The sequence below is a fragment of the Neolewinella agarilytica genome (assembly GCF_900110645.1).
In the GTDB taxonomy this organism is placed as follows: domain Bacteria; phylum Bacteroidota; class Bacteroidia; order Chitinophagales; family Saprospiraceae; genus Neolewinella; species Neolewinella agarilytica.
Window position 1 is genome coordinate 70,993 of sequence record NZ_FOFB01000009.1, and the last position, 21,545, is coordinate 92,537.

Genomic DNA, 21,545 nt, shown 5'->3' on the forward strand with positions numbered 1-21,545 from the left:
CGGGGAAATGGGGAGAATTAGAATTTGCGGGAGTATGGGGAGAATTCGTTTTTATTCTCAGGTATTCGTGCAGCGGAAGGCTGAATACAGCCTGAACACCAGGGAAGGGAGCCTCTTTTGCTCCTTCAACATCCTCCTTGCACCTGCGGCCGCGCCCTGAACTATGGAATTGCCGGATTCCAACGTCTCTACCGTAAATTGTACCCACCACCAATTAAGATACCCATGCGCCAGCTATTTCTACTTCTCTTTGCCCTGTTGATCACGGCCTGTACGGCACCCACCGTAGCGACGGTTGTCCGGGAAGCTCCCGTTGAATTCATTATACTTCAGCTCAACGATGTATACGAAATTGCGCCGCTGGAAGGTGGTAAAGCCGGCGGCCTGGCCCGGGTTGCTACCGTCCGTCAGGAGCTGTTGCGTGAAAACCCCTATGTGATTACCATGCTGGCCGGCGATTTCCTAAGCCCCAGCTTTCTCGGCACCATGAAGTTTGAGAATGAAGCGGGAGAACGCGAAAAAATTGCCGGATTACAAATGGTGGAAACCCTGAACGCCATGGGGCTGGACTACGCTACTTTCGGTAATCATGAGTTTGACATCAAAGACCGTGCACTACTGGAAAAACGGCTCGCCCAGAGTGATTTTCAGTACACTGTCTGCAATGCTACTGCCGTTGTGGATGGACGGGAAAGGGCCTTTATGCAGGGGAATAAACCGGTGCCGGAATATCTGATTCACGAAATTCCCGTGGCGAATGGTGCCCCCTTGCGGCTGGGCCTGCTGGGCGTCGTGCTGCCATTCAACCAGATCAATTACGTAAAGTATACTGACGTTACGGAATCTTTTCGCAGCACCCTGAAGCAGCTGCAACCCGTCAGCGATCTCGCCGTGGCCATTACCCACCTGAACGTGGACGAGGACGAGGCGCTGGCCGCTGATGTGCCCGGCGTACCACTCTTCGTGGGCGGCCACGACCACAGTCAACTCAGCCGCTACGTAGAGCGCACCGTGATTGCTAAAGCCGACGCTAATGCCAAGACCGTCTACATCCACCGGATTTCTCATGACCGGAATAGCGGCAAAACCAGCATTAGCTCCACCATCCGAAAAATCGATGATACCATAGCCGACGAACCGGCCACTAAAGCGGTCGTAGACAAGTGGCTGGCCAGGGCCTTCACCGTTATGGAAGACATGGGCTTTGAACCCCGCAGGGAAGTCGCTGAAATCGACGAGCCGCTGGTCTGTAAAGAATCGCTCATCCGAACAAGCCAAACGAATTACGGCCGCCTGACGATGGACGCTATTGCCGCCGCCATGCCCGGTGCAGACGTATATTTTATCAATTCAGGAACCATGCGACTGGACGATAACATCTTCAATGTTGTAACGGAGTACGACATCCTGAGAACTTACCCCTTTGGCGGCAAGTTGGTGCGTATCGAGCTGCCCGGTGAGGTGCTGGAGCGTGCGCTCCAGACCGGCATCCGGGATAACCTCGGCGAAGGGGGCTACTTGCAATACAAGAACGTAAACCCCAGTGACCTGGCCGTTAACGGAGAGGTGATCGATCCGGGAAAAAACTACTCCGTTGTGCTGCCTGAATTCGTAGCCAAAGGCTATGAGGCTAATCTTGAATTCCTCGGAGATCATTACGACGGTACCAATGAAGAAATGCTGACCGTTGACGGCAAACCACTGCGGAATGATATCCGGGACGTGGTGATCTGGTATATGGGCAGATAGTAGGGTGGTAGTGGTCGTACTGAATTGACGTACCTTCGCCCCCATGAAAATTGATCGCGACCTGCAATCCCGCTCCGGCAATGCCTGTGAACTCAGTGGAGAAACTGAGAACCTGACCGTTTACGAAGTTGGTCCCGGAGCAGACGGCAGCCCGGAGAAAAGCATCGTTATCAGCCAAAAGCTAAATGACCAATTGACGGGAGAGGTGGACCCGGTGGCCAACGACTGGCGTTGCCTCAACGACAGTATGTGGTCGGAGGTGGAAGCGGTAAAAGTAGTCGCCTACCGTATGCTGCACCAGCTGCGCGGAGAAGGCTGGCCACAGGACCTGCTGGACATGATGTATCTCGAAGATGACACCCTCGCCTGGGCCAAAGCCGGCCTGCCTGATGAGGATGCCGTCGTGCACAAAGACGCGAACGGAAACGTGCTCGAAGCCGGAGACTCCGTTACCCTCATCAAAGACCTGAAGGTGAAGGGCGCTAACTTCATTGCCAAACGAGGTACGGCCGTGCGCAACATTCGGCTGGTACATGACAATGCCGGCCAGATCGAGGGCAAGGTCGAAACACAAATGATTGTGATCCTGACGGAGTACGTGAAGAAGAATAAGTAGGACTTAGGTTGCAGGTTGCAGGTTGCAAGTTGCGGGTTGCAGGTTCAGCTTGTAGGCCTAACTTCCTGCAACCTGCAACCTGCAACCTGCAACCCGCAACCCGTCTACCCGTCTACCCTTTTTTCCGCCACCCCCCGACAATACCGCCAATTACGGCAAAGAGCACGACGTAGTAGCTGCCATCAATGACACTCAGAATGGTGGGGTCGGCAGCGAAGCGGTTACTAACGTAAGAGGTTAGCATGGCTACCAGGCCAATGAGCGCACCCAGAACCGCGCCGCCAGCAAAGCTGAAGCGATTGGTTTGGACTACCAGCCAGTTCAGGATCAGTGCATAAATGACCATGCTGACCGCATTGATAATCATGGGGAGTACGGGGTCCAGGGTTATGGATTTGCCGTGCTTAAAGACTTCAGCTCCTGGTTCCGTTAGGCCTGGTCCAGTCATCCCAACGGCTTCTGCCCATTGGGCCTGGAAGAACAGTCCGTACCAGAGGAAGCCGATGAACATACCGGCAATGGCTGCGACGATGATCGCTAGCCAATTCGTTTTGTTTTGCATGATGGATGTTTTGCTTGTGTGAACATACGGTTTTAGTGTCTGATTTGAAAATTTAAATCGTTTTTGTTTTAAATGCCTGGTCTTAGATTTTCCTTTGGCGCTACTCTGAATGTCCGTAAGCGGGTTGTGAAGACTAGGATTGGTCGGTTTGCGCTACACGGCAGTCTTAATATTGATCTACAGGCTTAGCCATAAAAGCGTACCTTAAAACTTTATTTTTACCTACTTCAATCTCCTATGAATTCTGCCGTAAAAGTCTTAATCGTTGAAGATGAAATGATCATCGCTGCCAAGATCAGTATGCATCTGGAACAGTTGGGCTATGAGGTCGTTGGTATTCTCCCCAGGGGAGAGGAAGCCGTTGTGCAGTGCCGACAGTCGCCACCTGATATATTGCTATTGGACATCAACCTCAAAGGAAACCTTGACGGCGTCGAAACCGCTCAACTTCTCCTGAAGGAAGATATCATTGTGCCCACTATCTTCCTGACGGCAAATAGCGATCAGGCGACTTTTGACCGGGCAAAATCGACGCTCCCGCAGGCCTTCCTGACCAAGCCCTACCGCAAAACAGAACTTTCCCGGGCTATTGACCTTGCGGTTGCGAACGCTTCCACTGCACCTGCGTCCGCGCCCCAATCCGCCGCCATCTCCGAGGATGCTCACTTGCTCAGCGACCGCATCTTCGTTCGCCACAAAGAGCGTATGGTTAAGCTTTTCCTGAAAGATATCCTCTACGTTGAAGCAGAACGTGCTTACTGTAAGATTGTAACCTCCTCCACGGAATACCTCTTAAGTATCGCTCTTGGTAAACTGGAGGAACAATTGACCTCGCCCACCTTTATGCGCGTACACCGCTCTTACCTCATCAACCTGTCTCAGATTGATGAAATTGCAGAAGGCCACGTAGCTATTGCTGGCAAAGCCATCCCTATCGGTAAGTCACACCGGGAGGCTTTTATTGCGCGGGTGAATTTGATTCGGTAGCCTTACCTGTAAAGACGCGTATTGTTTTCCCTGGTCCCTCCCCGTCGAGCCCTGAACGAGAGATGTTGGAGAGAGGGAAGAAAAAACATTGAGAGCGATTCGTTCAGCGTCCGGACGGACATTTTGGGGCAGGAATCCCGCTTCGCTTGATTACCTGACCCAAAATGATCAATTCGATCGCCTCCACTTGTTGTTACTGTTAGAAAACCACAATCACCACCGTTCTTCGTGCCGTAGGCGTTTGCACCAGCAGCAGGTAAGAGCCGGCTTCCAGATTGAGATTGTAATTGAAGGTATAATCCGTGCCGCCCTGATCTTCCTGCCGGTCAACCGGGGTGCCGTCCATTTCATAAAGATTCATAAATATCCGGTCAGTATTGGTGAGTTCAACCGTGGCGATGAAGTTGCTATTGTTGGGGTTCGGGCTGATGCCTACGTCAGAAATTCCCGTACGGAAAAGACCCGTTGATGGGATCGAGGTACTGTCAGGATGAACCGTGATATTCTTCGTGAGCAGGTCGTCACAACCGCCAAAACCTGCCAGCAGACTCAGGCTGTATTCTCCGGCCTCATCAAAGATGAACCAGTACTGGTTTTGTCGTTGATCCACCTGGGTTACTCCTGCCTGATCGAAGATCCACTCCAGATTGTCGGGGGCCGGCCAGCTGGTTTCGAGTACGACGACGGAATCTCCAACCACGACATCCGATGGAAGGACAAAGCCCGCCACAAAGCTTTCGCCCGTCACGTTGACGGTTACTTCTGTGCTGGTCATACAACCGCTTGCGTTTGTTGCCGTAACGGTGTAAGTACCTGCTTCATCAAGGAGTACTACAGGATCGCTGCTACTGAATCCGCCGGCAGAAGTCACGGAGGTGTTACTGTATTCCGTTAGGTCTAAAGCCCAAATGTCATCCCGGCAAAGCGAGGTGTCCGCCGGGAAGGGCAACACAACAGCATCGGCTTCCGGTAAGAAGAATGTAGCTTCTGTAGTACAGCCTTCCGTACTTGATACGGTAACTGTATAGGTTTGCCCTCCGGCTAAGTCAAGGGCTGCTACTCCTGTCTGTCCGTCAGACCAGTTGATGGTTAAGGGCTCCATTCCGCCACTCACGGCGATTTCAAGTCGACCATCGGTCAGACTGCCACAGCTCGGTGCTATAGAGTCCACCACACTAATGGCAATGGCAGGGCCATCCTCAAGCGGGATGTCTAAGGTAGCTGTGCAACCATTCGCGTCAGTGATCGTGACCTGATAATCGCCAGCGATAAGACTCGTCAGAGCGGAGGTATTTGCACCATTACTCCACAGGTAGGAGAAAGGAGATGTACCGCCAAGTGGGGTAAGCACAATCCCACCATTGGCGGCGCCCGCGCAGGTCGGGTTCGTCAATGCTGCTTCCAGGCCAGGGGGCAGGATGAGGTCTACCGTCGCCTCTAACCTCACCGAACAACCCACTGCATCCGTTACCAGAACACTGTAGGTGTCAGCGGACAGGTTGCTGGCGGTGGCTGTATTCAGGGAAGTATCATGAGACCAGTTAAAGGTGTATGGGCCGCGTCCATCGGAGATGGTAACGGTGATTCCTCCTTGCCCATCCGTACAATTGGAAGGCGTGGCGGCGATGACGAAGGTGGCGGGGTTATCCACGGTGTTAACCATGATCATATCTTCTACCGAACAGCCCGCGGCGTCCGTTATGGTAACTCCGTAGTTGCCTGCGGTAAGGCCAGTGGCAGAGGCTGCATTCAAATCCTCATCGTGGCTCCAGTCGTAGGTCAATTCACCGTTGGCATTGATTACTGTCAGGCTAATGGAGCCATCGGTTGCCTCGCAGTTTGCACCCATAACAGCGGCTTCTGAAATGGTAAGAGCGTTACTTTCGCCTACGTTGAAGGTCCGGCTTAGGGAACAGCCATTAGCATCCGTTACTACTACCTGATAGATACCACTGGAAAGGTCTTCTGCCTGGTTACTGTTCAGGTCTTCGTCGTGGCTCCAGTCGAAATCATAAGGGGGGGCACCTCCTTCAACGGAGAGGGTGATGGCACCATTGCTTTCCCCACAACTGCTGGCAATCAGCTCCGTTGCGGTGATGCTTTCTGGCCCGTCTGAGGACTCAATCGAGATGGATAGGGCGGCAGAGCAGGTGGCGTCACTTACCGTGACGGTATAAAGTCCGCTACTCAGGCCTTCAGCGGTCTCACTGTTCAGTTCGCCGTCGTGGCTCCAGCTGTAAGTGAAGCCTTCCGAAAATCCACTGACACTAACCGTCGCAGCTCCGGTGGCTTCACCACAAGCACTCGGGCTTTGGGCAAAAAGGCTCACTGTCGGTGCCTCACTCCCGGCGATGGTGAACGTTTGTGCAACGACACAGTTGTTCGCATCCAGAACGTTTAGGGCGTAATCGCCAGCGGGCAAGTCGCTGAGCTGTGCGCTGTTTAGACCAGGGAAGTCTTCCCATTCAAAGGTGAAGGGGGCCGAACCTCCCTCGGGACTGATGCTGATGCTACCATTGTTTTCTCCACAGCTGGTGTTCTCGAGGCTCAAAACGTTCAGGGCTGAAGGCCCTTCCTCCAGGCCGATGGTGAACGTAACGCCGGTCGAACAGTTGTTAGCATCGGTGATCGTTACAGTATACTCTCCAGAGGCGAGGTCGCTAAAGCTGTCGGCGTTTATGCCCGGAGCGTGGCTCCACTCATAGGTGAAAGGCGCCCTTCCGGTAAGGACTGAAATAGCCGCTGTTCCGTTGCCGTCTTCACATCGGGCGTTGACCAGACCGGCTACTTCTGCGGTCAGCCCATCAATGGCTTCAAGCGAAGTGCTGATTTCTGCGGAACAGCCATTGGCGCCGGTGATGGTGACGGAGTAGTCTCCCGCAGCCAGATCTTCAGCGATGGAGGTCTCCAGACCATCATTATGACTCCAGGTGAAGGAGAGCGGGGATGCCAGACCAGTAGTACTCAGGCTAATGCTGCCGTTGTTTTCATTACAGGTCGGTTCGATCAATGCAGCTATAGTGGCCATCGGGGTTTCACTGCCTTCGACGGTAAAGTCACCAGTGATCATACAACCATTGGCATCGGTAACGATGAGGTTGTAGGTACCCGCTGCCAGGCCGGAGGCCTGGCTTTGGTCAAGACCGGCATCGTGATTCCAGGCATAACGGTAAGGAGCCAGCCCGCCTTCTACCTCAATGCTGATACTGCCATTGTCTTCTCCACAACGGCTGTTTTCCAGACTAAGGAGGTTCAGGGCCGAAGGACCAGCCTCAAGGCCGATGGAGAACGTTACAACGGTGATGCAGTTGTTGGCATCCGTGACGGTGACGGAGTAGTCTCCCGATGCGAGCTCACTAAAGCGGTCAACATTCTCGCCGGCGGCATGACTCCACTGGTAGGTGAAAGGCGCGTTTCCAGTGAGGACGGAGATGGTGGCCTGTCCGTTGCCGTCTTGGCAGCGGGTGTCGACCAGGTTGCTCACTTCAGCAGAAACCCCTTCACTGTCTTCGAGGGAAGTGCTGATTTCTGCGGAGCAGCCGTTGGCTCCGGTGATGGTGACGGAATAATCGCCGGCTGCCAGACCAGCGGCCATTGGTGCATTGAGCGTTTCGTTATGGCTCCATCGGTAGCTGAATGGAGGGGTTAGCCCCGTAGCACTAACGGTAATGCTGCCGTTCTCATTCCCACAACTAGGTTCGGTCGTTTGGTCCATACTGACCAGCGGTGTCTCGCTGCCGGCTACCGCAAAGTCAGCGCTGACGGTGCAATTGTTGGCATCGGTAAGAATGACGGTATAGGTTCCCCCCGCCAGGCCAGAGGCAATAGCGCCTTCCAGTTCTGGGTCATGGGACCATCTAAAGGTGAAGGGAGCCGTTCCGCCTGAAGCCGAAACTTCCAGCGCACCATTGTTCTCTCCACAGCTGGTCGGCGTATTAGCGATGAGTTCGACGTTTTCCGGCCCGGTTAATCCGCTGATCTGGAAGTCTGCCGTTTCCGTACAGCCGTTCTGATCGATGATGGTAACGCTGTGGTTGCCTTCAGGAACGTTGGTGGCTTCCGGACCGGATAGCGCCGCATCATGGCTCCAGAAGAAGAAGTAAGGCCCGCGCCCACCCTGTGGTTCTACCATTGCCTGCCCGTCATTTTGGGCGCAAGTCGCAGGTGCAAGGGTGAATTCAGGGAGCAGTGCGGTTACCTCCGTTTCTACGCTTGCGGTCAAGGCGGCAACGCAGCCCGTTGCATCGGTAAGGGTGATGCCATAGGTGCCGGCCGACAGGCCGCTGGCCGTGTTTGCGTCCAGTTCAGTATCGTGGCTCCAGCTGTAGGCGAACGGAGCAGTTCCGCCACCGTCGTAAGAAATCAGAATTACTCCCGTCTCTGCATTACAGGTATCCATTGAAATGCTGCTTATGCTGATGGTCGGACCGTCCTGGCTGCTCACTGAGGCCGTTGTCTCCGCCCGGCAACCGCCGTCACCCGTAATAGTAACACTGTAGTTGCCGCTGCCGAGATCTTCCGCCAGCGGACTATCTAGTTCCAAATCATGACTCCACTCATAAGCTAGAGGGGGCACTAATCCGCTTACGGAGACCAATATTGATCCATTGTTTTCTCCGCAGTTGGCATCAATGACTTCCTCTACGATTATTTCCGGGCTTTCGCTCTCATCGATGGTGTAAACGTCAGCCACCGGGCAACCATTCACATCCGTGATGGTCACTTCGTACTGGCCTGCAGCCAGCCCGATCGCGAGGCCCGTGTCCAGATCATCGTCATGAGACCATTTGAAAACATAGGGAGCACTACCCCCATCAGGTGCTACTTCAAGCGTACCGTTATTTTCACCACAGATAGTAGATCGCTGATTGATAACATTTACTCCTGCCGGACCATTGATAAATTCAATCTGAAAGACCTGAATCTCAAAACAGCCATTGGCATCCGTAATCGTTACGCCGTAGTCTCCGGCCGTAAGGTTCTGGAAATTGTCCACGTTTTCTTCGGGGGCGTGCGACCACTCAAAGGTGAAGGGTTCCGTTCCGCTGGTGACAGAGATCGTGGCGCTGCCAGAATCTTCTTCACAGATAGCATCACTTAATCCCGTAAGACTGGTGGTAAGTGCGTCCTGCCCGGTCAGGGTAAGCATAATGCTGGCGGTACACTCATTTGCGTCAGTAATGTCGATGGTGTAATCATCAGGAGCGAGGCCAGTGGCCGTCGGGCCGTCGAGGGTGTCGTCATGGCTCCAGACGTAAGTCAGGGGAGCGGTGAGTCCTTCAGCGAGGACGGTAATTTGTCCGTTGTCTTCTCCGCAACTTGGATTGGTTTGGCTGCCGATGCTGAGCGTCGGTGTGGCGCTGCCGTCAATGGTAAATACATCCGCTACGGAGCAATCGTTAGCGTCGGTGATGGTGACCTCGTAGTCTCCGGCAGCGAGGTTGGTCGCGACGCCGTCTTCCAACTCGTTGTCATGACTCCAGGCGAAGGTGTAAGGGCCCGTGCCTCCTTCCGGTGCGACTTCCAGGCTGCCATTATCTTCTCCACAGGTCGTTGCCTGCTGGCTGATGAGGGTCACGCCGGCCGGGCCGGCGATGAAGTCGATGCTGAAGGTCTGCACGTCTGTACAGCCGTTGGCATCGGTAATGGTGACGCTGTAGTCGTCGGCTTCAAGATTGTCGAAACTGGCCACATCTTCGCCCGGGGCGTGCGACCACTCGAAGGTGAAGGGTTCCGTTCCGCTGGTGACAGAGATCGTGGCGCTGCCAGAATCTTCTTCACAGATAGCATCACTTAATCCCGTAAGACTGGTGGTGAGTGCGTCCTGCCCGGTCAGGGTAAGCATGATGCTGGCGGTACACCCATTTGCGTCAGTAATGTCGATGGTATAATCATCAGGAGCGAGGCCAGTGGCCGTCGGACCGTCGAGGGTGTCGTCATGGCTCCAGACGTAGGTCAGGGGAGCGGTGAGTCCTTCAGCGAGGACGGTAATTTGTCCGTTGTCTTCTCCGCAACTCGGATTGGTTTGGCTGCCGATGCTGAGCGTCGGTGTGGCGCTGCCGTCAATGGTAAATACATCAGCTACGGAGCAATCGTTAGCGTCGGTGATGGTGACCTCGTAGTCTCCGGCAGCGAGGTTGGTCGCGACGCCGTCTTCCAACTCGTTGTCGTGACTCCAGGCGAAGGTGTAAGGGGCCGTGCCTCCTTCCGGTGCGACTTCCAGGCTGCCATTATCTTCTCCACAGGTCGTTGCCTGCTGGCTGATGAGAGTCACGCCGGCCGGGCCGGCGATGAAGTCGATGCTGAAGGTCTGCACGTCCGTACAGCCGTTGGCATCGGTAATGGTGACGCTGTAGTCGTCGGCTTCAAGATTGTCGAAACTGGCCACATCTTCGCCCGGGGCGTGCGACCACTCGAAGGTGAAGGGTTCCGTTCCGCTGGTGACAGAGATCGTGGCGCTGCCCGTTCCGTTGTCACAGATGGCATCACTGCGTTCGCTGAGACTGGTGGCAAGAGCGTCCTGTCCGGTCAGGGTAAGCATAATGCTGGCGGTACACCCATTTGCGTCAGTAATGTCGATGGTGTAATCATCAGGAACGAGGCCAGTGGCCGTCGGGCCGTCGAGGGTGTCGTCATGGCTCCAGACGTAGGTCAGGGGAGCGGTGAGTCCTTCAGCGAGGACGGTAACCTGTCCGTTGTCTTCTCCGCAACTTGGATTGGTTTGGCTGCTGATCGTCAGCACCGGCAGATCACTCGCTTCAATGGTAAATACATCGACTACGGAGCAATCGTTAGCGTCGGTGATGGTGACCTCGTAGTCTCCGGCAGCGAGGTTGGTCGCTATGCCGGTGTCTAGCTCATCATCATGGGCCCAGTCGAAGGTGTAGGGCGCGGTGCCACCGACCGGGGAAATGCTTAGACTGCCGTTGTTCTCGCCACAGGTGGTTCCCTCGTTGCTAACAGAATTTATGGCAGACGGGCCGAGTTCCAGACCTACGAAGAAGTCGATCCCGAAAGTGGCACCGTTAACATCAGTCACCGTGACTGTATAATTGCCGCGAGCAAGGTTGTCGAAGGAGGCTTCATTAACGCCTGGTGCGTGGGACCAGGCGTAGAAGAAGGGGGCTGTACCCGAGAGCACATTTACCTCCGCGGCACCATTATCATCAGTACATACTGAGTTTCTGAGGTTAATGATTTCTGCGGTCAGGCCTTCGGTAAGCACTACCGTGAGTTCAACGGCACAGTTGTTAACATCGGAAACGGAAACGGTGTAACTGCCTGCGGTCAGGTCATCCGCCAAAGGGGCATCAACGGTATCGTCATGACTCCACTGGTAAGTAAGCGGATCCGTGAAACCAGAGGTCGTGATGCTGATGGAGCCGTTAGCCAACCCTCCGGTGGGGTTGACCTGCTCGTCGAGATTAACGGTGGGTGCGGCGCTACCTGCAACGGTGAAGGTCTCAGTGAAGGAACAATTTTGAATGTCGATTATCGTCAGGGTATAGTCGCCCGGAGCGAGTTCAGTCAGGGTCGGGTCATTTACCTCGGGGAAATCAACCCAATCATACTCAAAGGGTGGATTACCACCGACGGGGGCAACGGTTAATACTGCATTGCTCTCTCCACAGGTGGTTCCTTCGTTGGCCGTTGCAACGATTGCCGTGGGGCCTGAGCGGGAGACGATAGAGAAACTCACAACCGTCATTGCACCTGCGTCATCGCTCACTGTAACCATGTAGTTGCCACCGGCGAGATTGTCGAAACTGTTAACATTTTCACCTGGAGCGTGTGACCACTCATAAGTGTAAGGGAATTCACCGACGTTGACCAGAATGGTGGCTTCCCCATCGTCGTTTGAACAGCCTGCGTCCCGAAGATTGATGACCCGGGCACTAATAATGGGTACGCCCAACTGGATAGTGATCATCTCTGAACAGCCTGGTTCATCGGAAACGGTAAGCGTATAGGTCCCCGCCGGAACACCTTCCAGGAACGGAGAATTGATACTGGGATCGTGGCTCCAGCTATAAGTGATCGGTTCGGTAAATCCGGAGACTACTACACCGATCTCACCGTTGGCCATGCCATCAGTAGGCTGGAATATGTAGTCGAGGATGATCTCTGGTTCGGGAGCAGGCTCAACGGTGAAGACTCTGCTAAGCGAACAGCCCTGTCCGTCGGTGACCGTCACGGCGTAATCGCCGATAGCCAGGTCGGTCAGTTCTCCATTCGTTACGTCCAGGAAATCGGCCCAATTGTAAGTGTATGGAAATTGTCCGTCCGCGGGTAAGAGCTCCAGGGTGCCATTGTCCAGCCCGCAGGAGGCGGGGCGGGAGTAGGAGAAAAACTCAGAGAACCCACCCTCAAATTCAAGCTCGAAACTGAGGTTGAAAGTAGCACCGGTAGCGTCTGAGACCTGCACACTATAACTTCCTTCGGAGAGATTTTCGAATGAGGGGACATCCTCACCCGGCGCGTGGGACCAGGCGTAGCTGTAGGGCGCAGTACCGGTCAGTACGTTCACCTCCGCCGTGCCGGTGTTGTTGGTACACACCGGATTGTTGACATTGATGAGTTCGGCGATGAGCCCGGAGTTGAGCACTACGGTTACTTCGTCGTAGCATAGGTTGGCGTCCTGAACGCCGACGGTATAAGTGCCGGCAGACAGGTTAGCTGCTATTGGTCCTTGCAGGTTATCGTCATGGCTCCAAAAATAAGTAAGTGGAGGCACGAAACCAGTCGTGGAGATGGTGATTGAACCATTATTCGCCCCTCCGGTAGGGTTCACCTGGTTGGTAACGCTGACGGCTACCGGGGCGCTACCATTGATGGTATAGGTTCCGCTAACGGTACAGCCATTGGCATCGGTTACCGTCAGGTGGTAATCGCCCGCCGGACCGCTAATGCCATCGAAGCCATTGGTCTGACCACTGGTCTGATCGGCTATTTCTGCCCAGTCGAATACATACGGGCGCAAACCTCCGGAGGCATTTACGTAGAGGAAGCCACTGCCGTTCCCGCAACGGGTATGCACTTGGGTGAATAGGTTCAGGGTTGGGGGTTCGTCGACGTTTATACGACCGGACCACTGTCCCGTACAGCCGGTAGCATCAGTAACCGTTGCTCGATAAAATCCGGCGTTAAGATCGGTAAAACCGGGTACGTTTTCGCCAGGAGCATGTTCCCAGTCATACCTGAAAGGTGGGGTGCCATTAGAAACGGTCAGGCTTATACTTCCATTACCATCAACACAAAGTGAGTGGGTTCTGGTGTCGGTTACCGTAATGGATCCTACGTTTTCTACCGTGAAGGTTTCCGTTACCGTACAGACGCCATCGGTTGCGGTTACTTGATACTGGCCTCCGGCAAGGTTCTCGGCTATCGGACCAGTGAGTTCAGGGTCATGGCTCCAGGCATAGGTAGTGAGTAAGCCAAGGCCAGTACCGATGACGTTAAGTTGCCCATTTGATTGTCCGCAATCTGCGGGAAGGCTTCCAGAGACTTCAAACAGATCGGGCAGGGGGCTTCCGTTAATGTTGAAAGATCTTTCGGAGGTACAGCCGTCCGCATCGGTAGCGGTAACGGAGTAGGTTCCGGCGGCCAGGTTTGTAGCCGTGCCGGTAACCAGAGTGTTGGTATGGCTCCACCGATACGTGAAGGGGGCGTTGCCGGAAGTAGGTTCTACGGTGAGGCTGCCGTTGTCGAGTCCACAGCTGGTATGTGTACGGCTGAGGTCAGTAAGGAAAGCGCCGCCGGGCGAGCCTTCAATGTTGTAGTTTAGCACGACCGAGCAGCGCGGACCGTTTTCCGTTACGGTTACGGAGTAATCTCCCGCAGCCAAACCGGAGGCAAAGTTTCCAACGAGACCGGGATCATGACTCCAGTTGTAGCGTATGCCATTGACGTTGCCGGTCGTTTCGAGAGTAATATTGCCATTGGGCGTTGCACAATCCGAAGGCTCCTGTCTGACGATTTGTACGGACAGCGGATTTGTGCTGGGAGCGATATTATACGTCCGATCAATACTACACCCGTTATCATCAGTGATCGTGACGGTGTAGTCGCCGGGGGCAAGATTGGTCGCCGGGCTCGTGGTGAGAGTGTTGGAGTGACTCCAGGCGTAGGTGAAGGGAGCCGTGCCGCCTACGGGCTCGGCGGTAATTTGACCGTTGTCGAGCCCACAGGTAGTTGCCTGGGCAGAACCATTGATCAGGCCTATGCCGCCGTTGCTGTTAATGGAAATGGTCAATTCGTCGGTACAGCCGTTTGCGCTGGTGACCGTAACCGTACTGAGACTGCCCGGAAGATTATTCACTGTAGGGCCGTTGGCCATCGGGTCATGCGACCAGGCGTAGAGAATGGGTTCGATGCCGCCGGTGGTCGTTACGGCGGCTGTCCCGCTATTTTGGCCGCAGGCCGTTGGGGTGCTGCTCTCCAGGCTTACGGTAATGCCGGGGATTGAACTAAGCTCAACAGTCTGTTGTCTGCTACAACCTGTTACATCGGTAGCCGTAATGGTGTAGGTACCTGCGGAAAGTGAACTCGCGAAACTTACGGTACGCTCAGGATCGTCACTCCAGGCATAGCTGTAGGGTGGGGTGCCGCCCACTGCCTGGACGGTAATGCCGCCAAAACCACTGTCGCAAGTATCATCATCCGCACTTAGAACATTGATCGCTACGGTAGCATCGATAGTTACGTCCAGAATTTCACTTTCACAGCCGTTGGCCGCTTGCATTTGGAACTGGTAGTCCCCGGGGGCAAGACCGCTGAATGTTGGCGAAGAGTCGTAGGTGCCGCCAGCGATACGATACATAAAGGGGGCGAGGCCGCTGGTGCCGGCTAAGGTAACGGAGCCATCATCGAGCCCGTTACAACTCACAGTGCTGGAAAGCACCGTCAGCCCCGGGGGAGCTGGCGGCGGAACGACTACAGATGTCTGGCCACTACATCCCGTTGCATCCGTGACGGTTACGTTATAAGTTCCGGAGTTCAAACCGATGAACCCGGATATATTGTCGCCGGGGGCGTGCTCCCAGTCGTAGGTAAAGGGAGGTGTGCCGTTTAGCACGGTTACGCTCGCGGTACCACTACCTTCCTCACAGCCAACGTTGGCACCCGTTGCCTCAAGCTCGTTAAAGCCCGTATTGGCGACATTATACGTGGCTTCCACGCTACAACCATTACTACCCGTAACCGTCACGGTATAATCGCCACCGGAAAGGTTCTCCGCCAGAGGACCATCGAGGTTCGAGTTGTGACTCCAGCTGAAAGTTGGATCTGGTACAAAGCCCGGGGTAACGGTCAGGCTGCCATTGGCCTGGCCGCAAGCCGATGGGGTGCTACTCTGTAAGAAGATCTGAGCGGCGTTGCTGGGGGCGATGGTAAAGCTGCCCACCGACGTACAGCCCTCCGTATCGGTAGAAGTAACGCCGTAGGTCCCGGCAGCCAAATTGCTCACCGTTCCGATGCTTAAGGTATTGGTATGGCTCCACCGGTATTCAAAGGGAGGGGTGCCGAAAGCGGGTACTACTTCCAGCGCACCGTTGTCTAGCCCGCAGCTTGTATTGGTAAGGGAGGTTATCGTCATCATCGCACCGTTCGGGCTACCGGTAACGTTAACGTCGATGCTTGCGGTACAACCAGTACCGTCTTCCGTAACGGTGATGGAGTAATCACCCGCCGCCAGTCCGGAGGCAAATTGGCCAGTAATGCCCGCATCATGACTCCAGGCGTAGGTCACGCTGTTGGTATTGCCTGACACGCCCACATTTATGGAGCCATTGCTCATTCCGCAGTCGGAAGGTGTCACGTTGTTGGTGCCCAGTACGATCGGGCTGGAGGAAATGATGGTAAAATCACGTTCCAGGCTACATCCATTGGCGTCCGATACAGTCACCGCGTAGGTGCCTTCGGCCAGATTAATGGCCTGGTTGGTCGTTAGGGCATCAGTATGGCTCCAGGTGTAGTTGTAGGGCGGGGTTCCTCCTACGGGAGTAAGGGTGATTTGGCCGTCGTCCTGCCCACAGGAAGTAGCTTCCACTATATCGGTCAACCCCTGGAGGCCAATAGAATTAGTGGCTGGAATGGTCAGCTGGTCCGTACAGCCGTTACTGCTGGTTGCCGTGACGATCACGTCGACTGTGTTCGGAAGATTGCTAACGGTAGGTCCGTCTGCCGTTAGGTCGTGCGACCAGCTATAAGCTACCGGGTCAATGCCTCCCGTGCTGGCCAGGGTGGCCGTGCCATTAGCAAGTCCGCAGCTATTCGGCGTGCTACTCACCAGGCTAAGACTGATACCCGGCGTAGTAGTCACCGTGGCGGTTGCCTGGGAACTGCATCCCACGATGTCGGTAACCGTGATGGTATAGTCGCCGCCGGGAAGGCCCGTAGCGGATGCCTGGCTCCGGTTTAGGTCATCGCTCCAGGCGTAGGTGTAGGGTGGGGTCCCGCTACTTACGCTGACGGTGACGCTGCCGTTACCACTTTCGCAGGCATCAGTGCCAATGAATAGCGACAATGACGGGCCCGCACTCGAATTGACAGTTGCCGTAAAGGTCTGAGAACAGCCAGCTGCACTGGTCACAATGACGTCGTAAGAACCAGCCAGCAGATTAGTAGCGGTAGGGCCCGTCTGTCCGTCTGGCCAGGCAAAGGAGTAGCCGTCGTTGCCGCCCACAACGTTCACCGTGGAGCTGCCGTCGGCAGTATTACAAGTAGCGGCAACGATAGCACCTTGCTCCAGGCTAAAGAGCGGAAGCTGGCCTACGGGCGCGCCAATCAAGGCACTCTCGCAGCCGTCGGCGTCCCGTACCTGAAACTGGTAAGCACCCGGCGCAAGATCGGTGAAAACAGGATCGGGACTGTAGACGTCTCCTTCCATTCGGTAAGAGAAGGGGGCGCGGCCGCTGGTGCCGGCAAGGGTAACGGAGCCGTTGTTGCCCCCAACACAGCTGTTGGTGATGGAAACCCATTCTCCGGCTACCGGATCCGGATCGCTGATGACGATTGGTTCGCTGGTGGCCGAACAGCCCGCCGCATCAGTAACCACAATGGTGTAGGTACTTGCCGTTAGGCCGGTAAATGTGCCGTCAGAGACGGGGGGCGCACCGTCCAGGGAATACTGGTAGGGAGGGGTGCCGCCGCCGGCCTGTGCTACTATTTGGCCGTCATTCTCCCCGTTACAGGTGGCGTCGGTGGGCGTGGCGCTGATGGTAAGATCATTGTTCTGGCTTATCAGGTCTACGCTGAGCAGGCCGTCCTGTAAGCAGTTAGCATCATCAAATACCCGTACGATGTAGTTTCCGGCTGGCAGTTCATCAAAAAACAATTCGCTCTGCCGTGGGCCACCGTTGATAGATGCCATGATGTTTGAGGAAAGGGGGTAACTGTTTTGCGTAATGTTGATCCGGAAGCTCCCGGTGGGGGAGCAACCCGGTTGCACCACATCCACGATCTCCGCCTGGAGGGGATCCCGACCGCCAACCCAGGCGTAACTTTCCACGATGCAGCCATTGGTCGACTCGATCCGGTAGTCGTACCGCTGGCGGGTCAAGTCTCTGCGTTCAACGAGCCCATCCTGTACTACACTGAACGAAGGTTCGCCATCGTCGAGCCAGTCGAATTGGTAAGGGCCTACGCCGCCAAAAAGGTCGACGATGAGTACGCCGTTGCCGGTACCGGGGCAAGGGGTTTCGTCTTCCGTTCTGACGCCTACTGAAATAGCACCGGGGGAGATAGGTATATCAATCACCTGCGAAATTTCACAGTTATTGGCGTCGTAAACACCAACCTGGATATCCCCGGAGGCCGCGTTCGTAATGTCAAGTACCGCTGGGCTGCCGATTGGAACCTGGCTTTCCCCCAGGTAGACAAAAGTTAAGGGTTCTACCCCGCCAGTAGCTCGAACCCTGACCTGAGCGTCACGGGCGCCGGGGCAACTCTCTCCCTGAATACTTTCCACCTCTAAGCTGAGCGGCAGCGGCGGTGCCGGGTTTTCAAAAGTGGCTGTCTGGCAGCGTTGTCCGGTAGCCGGATTATCAATGAAAACGGTTACCGTACCCGGTAGCATGCCCGATAGAAAAATAACGGAGTCCGCCGTCGTAATGGCTGCCGGGGCGGCTACACCATCGGTACTGAAAGTATAGGTCGTGAGCCCCAGCCCACCGTTGACCCGCATAATGCCCGTTAAAAACTCATCTAGTTCGGGGGGGCACTCTCCATCCCTTATCGGCGTAGGAGTAAATCTCACGCCATATTCCTGGGTCGGTTCGTACCATGGAAAATAACTGACGGTTCGGTCTTCGTAAACACAATTCCGGGCATCTCGCATGATCACCGCTACGAAGCCCTCTCCGCTAATATCAAAAGTGGTCTGCGGCGAAAAATCATAAATGGTCGTTGCAGAGCCTACCCCAGCCACTAGGCTGAACTCGTAAGGCGGGGTTCCCCCCGTTGGGTTACTGATGCTGAACGTAGCCCCGGAGCCGTCGCACTCTAATCCTTTGGTAAAGCCAGCAGTAAACGACATCTGATCGGGGCTGACGAGTCGAACCAGTTCTTCCGGCGGGCCACCCACTTCGTGCGATTGTGCGATGCAGCTTGCACCAGAGATGGTCAAACTGGGCTGAATACGAGCGAAGTAAGCGAAGGTGCTTGGGTCTTCTGGAATGTTTGCAAGGTCAAAATAGGCATTTATGCTGGGGAGTCCCCCAATGGTGATGGTATTGTCTTTGGAGTAGGTGTAGCTGAAGCTAGGTAGGCTAACGGGTATAAATCCCGAATTGTCAGAAGGGCCCGTTGAGATGTAAAGGTCAATGTCGAAAATGTCTTCGGGGTCTCCTCCTCCGTATTTCAGGGTAATGGACCCGTCATAGGCTTCATAACAGCTGGGATCTGTCTTGTCAATAATCTCAATGAAAAGTGGGCCCTCCGGTAGGGCGGTAAAGGGAACCGCCGCTGATGTACACTCAATGTGTATGGGCAAAGGGGAATAATGCAGTATGCCCAGCTCAAAAAGATAGTTGCCGGGCATTTGTCCACTCACCAGGATTTCCTGTATCGGATCATCAGGAGCGGTAAGTAAGGTTATGGGGCTTCCAAAAAGACCAGTTTCACCATCGGTATTGATAATGAATAGACTTTCATCTGCATTCATCATTTCCTGGGTGCGGAGAACCAATTCACAACTTCCCTGGCCGTAACTCAGGTCGGGCATCCGATTAAACTTAATCCTGAAGTCTACTGTTGCTTCATCGCATATGTAACGGGTGACGTAGCTCACGTCCAGTATTTCCAACTGGTCGGGCTCGGAAATAGTGATCGATTGGCTGGCTATACAACCAACGTTGGCATCGTCCTTTATTTCCGCCAGATAGGTGCCCGCTGCCAGATTTTCAAAAAGGGTTTGTGTCCCGAAGTCTCCTGGGGTGGTGCCCTGGGCCGTAAGGCGGTAAGTCAGGTTGCCATCGCCCGTACCGGTAAGCTGGATGCTGCCGTCCGTGTCCCCAAAACAGTCTACCGCCAGACGTGAATTAGCCAGGTCGACCTGTACGTTGACCATGGCCGGATTGGGGATGTTCAGCGTTCTGATGGCTACACAGCCATTGGCGTCGGTGACCTGGAAAGTATAACTCCCGCCCGTCAAACCGGTGAAAGTGTAGCGAATGGTATCATTACCAAGGTCTTCGGTAGAAAAAAGGTCTGCTCCCTGAATTTCGGCCATGTAGCCCGGGGTTCCACCGGAAACGTCGATTATGGCCTCTCCGCTGGTGGGTTCACACACCGTTGGTCCGGCTAGCATATTCAGGATGACCTCCATCGGTGCTAAATCAGGAGCGACCGTGAAAAAATAGGTCCGGTCACAACCCGTATTGTCGAGCCGGCGAAAGTTGACGGCGTAGTCTCCCTGGCGGAGATTCGCCGTAGTTGATGAGCCCGCGCTAACATCCCTTTGGAATACCTGGCTGTCTCCCCCGCCAAGTAATACGTTGAGGGCGGTCAGGGTCACCTCATTGGTACCCGTGCCATTATCCGGCGTAAAGTCGACAGGGATGGTCTCTCCCATACAGTTCACCGTCAGTGCGTCGCCATCAGGTGTCCAGCTACCACTGGCACGGTTGACTGGTGCTGAAATAGAAAATAGTTCTGAGCGTCTAGCACAGCCGTTACCGTTTTGGCGCAACGAGACAAAATAGCTTCCTGGTATTACGTCGGTAAAAACATGCTCCGTCCCGGCGTTCGGGGCCACAGGGCCGCTTACCGGTGTATCTTCATCGGCTGTACTATAAAGCTCCACCGTGAAATCACTGGTCGCAGCACCGACTCGTACCGTACCCGACGGCGTTTCACAACTGGCATTGGTGGGTACCAGCTGCGTGATCGCTGGAGCGGGTTGGGGGTCAATGTTGAATACCTCACTGTCCGTGCCACAATCGCCGATCAGGTCTCCCTCTGCGTTCCTGGCGTTGCTAGACGCAGTAATTATGTAACTGCCAGCCGGAACGTCTTGAAAGGTGTAAGGCATGATAGGAGAGACAACGGTCGGATTATCGAAGACGATGCCGGAGGTGTTAACCCGTTTCAATTGTAGTGCATAGGTAATGTTTGAGTTTAGCCCCGGTATGGGGTTTACCGTAACGCGACCTTTGCTTGCATCCTGGCAGGTGCTGGCGGTGCTAAAGGTGATGTCAGAAGGCTCTATACTTGGAAATATGTCGATGTTGCTGAAGTCCACCTGCTTAGGTTCCTCATCCCGCAGACACGTAACTAGACGGGCCCGGTAGCGATCGTTCGGAAAACCAGTGTACTCCACTTCGATGGGGGTACTAGTCATACGGTCCCCGATCGTTCCCCAGTTATTCCCTGCATTCCCTGACTTTTCGTAGCGGATGACGCCTCCGGTAAAGTTGTCGGCCAGCACGCCCTGGAGGTAGACATTGCCCCCTGCGCAAAGGTCCGCAACGGGTTCTCCGGCGGCATTTCCCGCAATTTCAACCCGTTGCAATACATTCTCCAAGGTATAAACGACGGTAAACTCAAAGCCAAAAGGAGAATTGGGGTCACTGTAATCACTTCCCATAACCACAATGGTTCTGGTGACGCCCGGTCCGGACCCTGCTTCCGGCCTGCCCGTTGGGCGTATCGAACCATCCTCATCATCAGGACCAGGAGAACTGCTAAGCTGGAGAGGGAAACCATCTCCAGCTTCCAGCCCATCGCTTTCCCCAACGTTTTCCTCCCAGGCATCCAGGTCGTCGAATACTACATCAATCCCCGTATTACACAGGTTAATGGTACGTGAACCGGGAACGAGGGTGCCACTCACAACCACCTGGTCGTCGATGTCGATCCATCCCGTAGTTTGCAGGTCGTTCAACGACACGAAAACGTTATTGTTGATGTTGGTGCCAAGGCCGCGCAGCTGGGCGTTGATGCGGTAGCGGGGGTCGGGGCCGTAAGGGTCCTGATTAACGGGGATACCGCAGTACACCCGTGTCAGCTTCATCTCGTAGGTCATCACGGGGTCCTGGGCCTGAAGCATCACTGGAAAAAGGCAACAAAGGAAAAACAGGAAGGAAAAGACTTTCATCGGATGAATATTGAAAAACGGGAGGGATAGAATAGTGA

General features: G+C 54.8%; 6 protein-coding genes. 4 read left to right on the forward strand and 2 right to left on the reverse strand.

The annotated features are described in order from the left end of the window. The first annotated feature begins 34 nt into the window (after positions 1-34). From BM123_RS24680 to BM123_RS09775, 3 genes are all read left to right on the forward strand, one after another. Positions 35-160 carry a hypothetical protein gene (locus BM123_RS24680; protein ID WP_262490452.1) on the forward strand — a complete coding sequence of 42 codons (126 nt, stop codon included), beginning with the start codon at positions 35-37 and terminating at the stop codon, positions 158-160. 65 nt (positions 161-225) lie between these two features. After that, entirely contained in the window at positions 226-1,749 is a 1,524-nt protein-coding gene (locus BM123_RS09770; protein WP_090167776.1) for a bifunctional metallophosphatase/5'-nucleotidase, read from the forward strand. A 43-nt stretch (positions 1,750-1,792) separates the two neighbouring features. Then, positions 1,793-2,365: a PhnA domain-containing protein gene (locus BM123_RS09775; RefSeq protein ID WP_090167777.1), complete on the forward strand. Its 573-nt coding sequence runs from the start codon at positions 1,793-1,795 to the stop codon at positions 2,363-2,365. 112 nt (positions 2,366-2,477) lie between these two features. Here the strand turns inward: BM123_RS09775 and BM123_RS09780 are convergent, their stop codons facing one another. Next, positions 2,478-2,927, reverse strand: a complete 450-nt coding sequence (locus BM123_RS09780; protein WP_090167779.1) for a DUF1761 domain-containing protein — start codon at positions 2,925-2,927, stop codon at positions 2,478-2,480. 237 nt (positions 2,928-3,164) lie between these two features. Between BM123_RS09780 and BM123_RS09785 the strand changes: the two genes are divergently transcribed. Next, positions 3,165-3,914: a LytR/AlgR family response regulator transcription factor gene (locus BM123_RS09785; protein ID WP_090167781.1), complete on the forward strand. Its 750-nt coding sequence runs from the start codon at positions 3,165-3,167 to the stop codon at positions 3,912-3,914. Between the two features lie 199 nt (positions 3,915-4,113). Here the strand turns inward: BM123_RS09785 and BM123_RS09790 are convergent, their stop codons facing one another. Further along, positions 4,114-21,507 carry a SprB repeat-containing protein gene (locus BM123_RS09790; RefSeq protein WP_090167783.1) on the reverse strand — a complete coding sequence of 5,798 codons (17,394 nt, stop codon included), beginning with the start codon at positions 21,505-21,507 and terminating at the stop codon, positions 4,114-4,116. Positions 21,508-21,545: the final 38 nt, after the last annotated feature.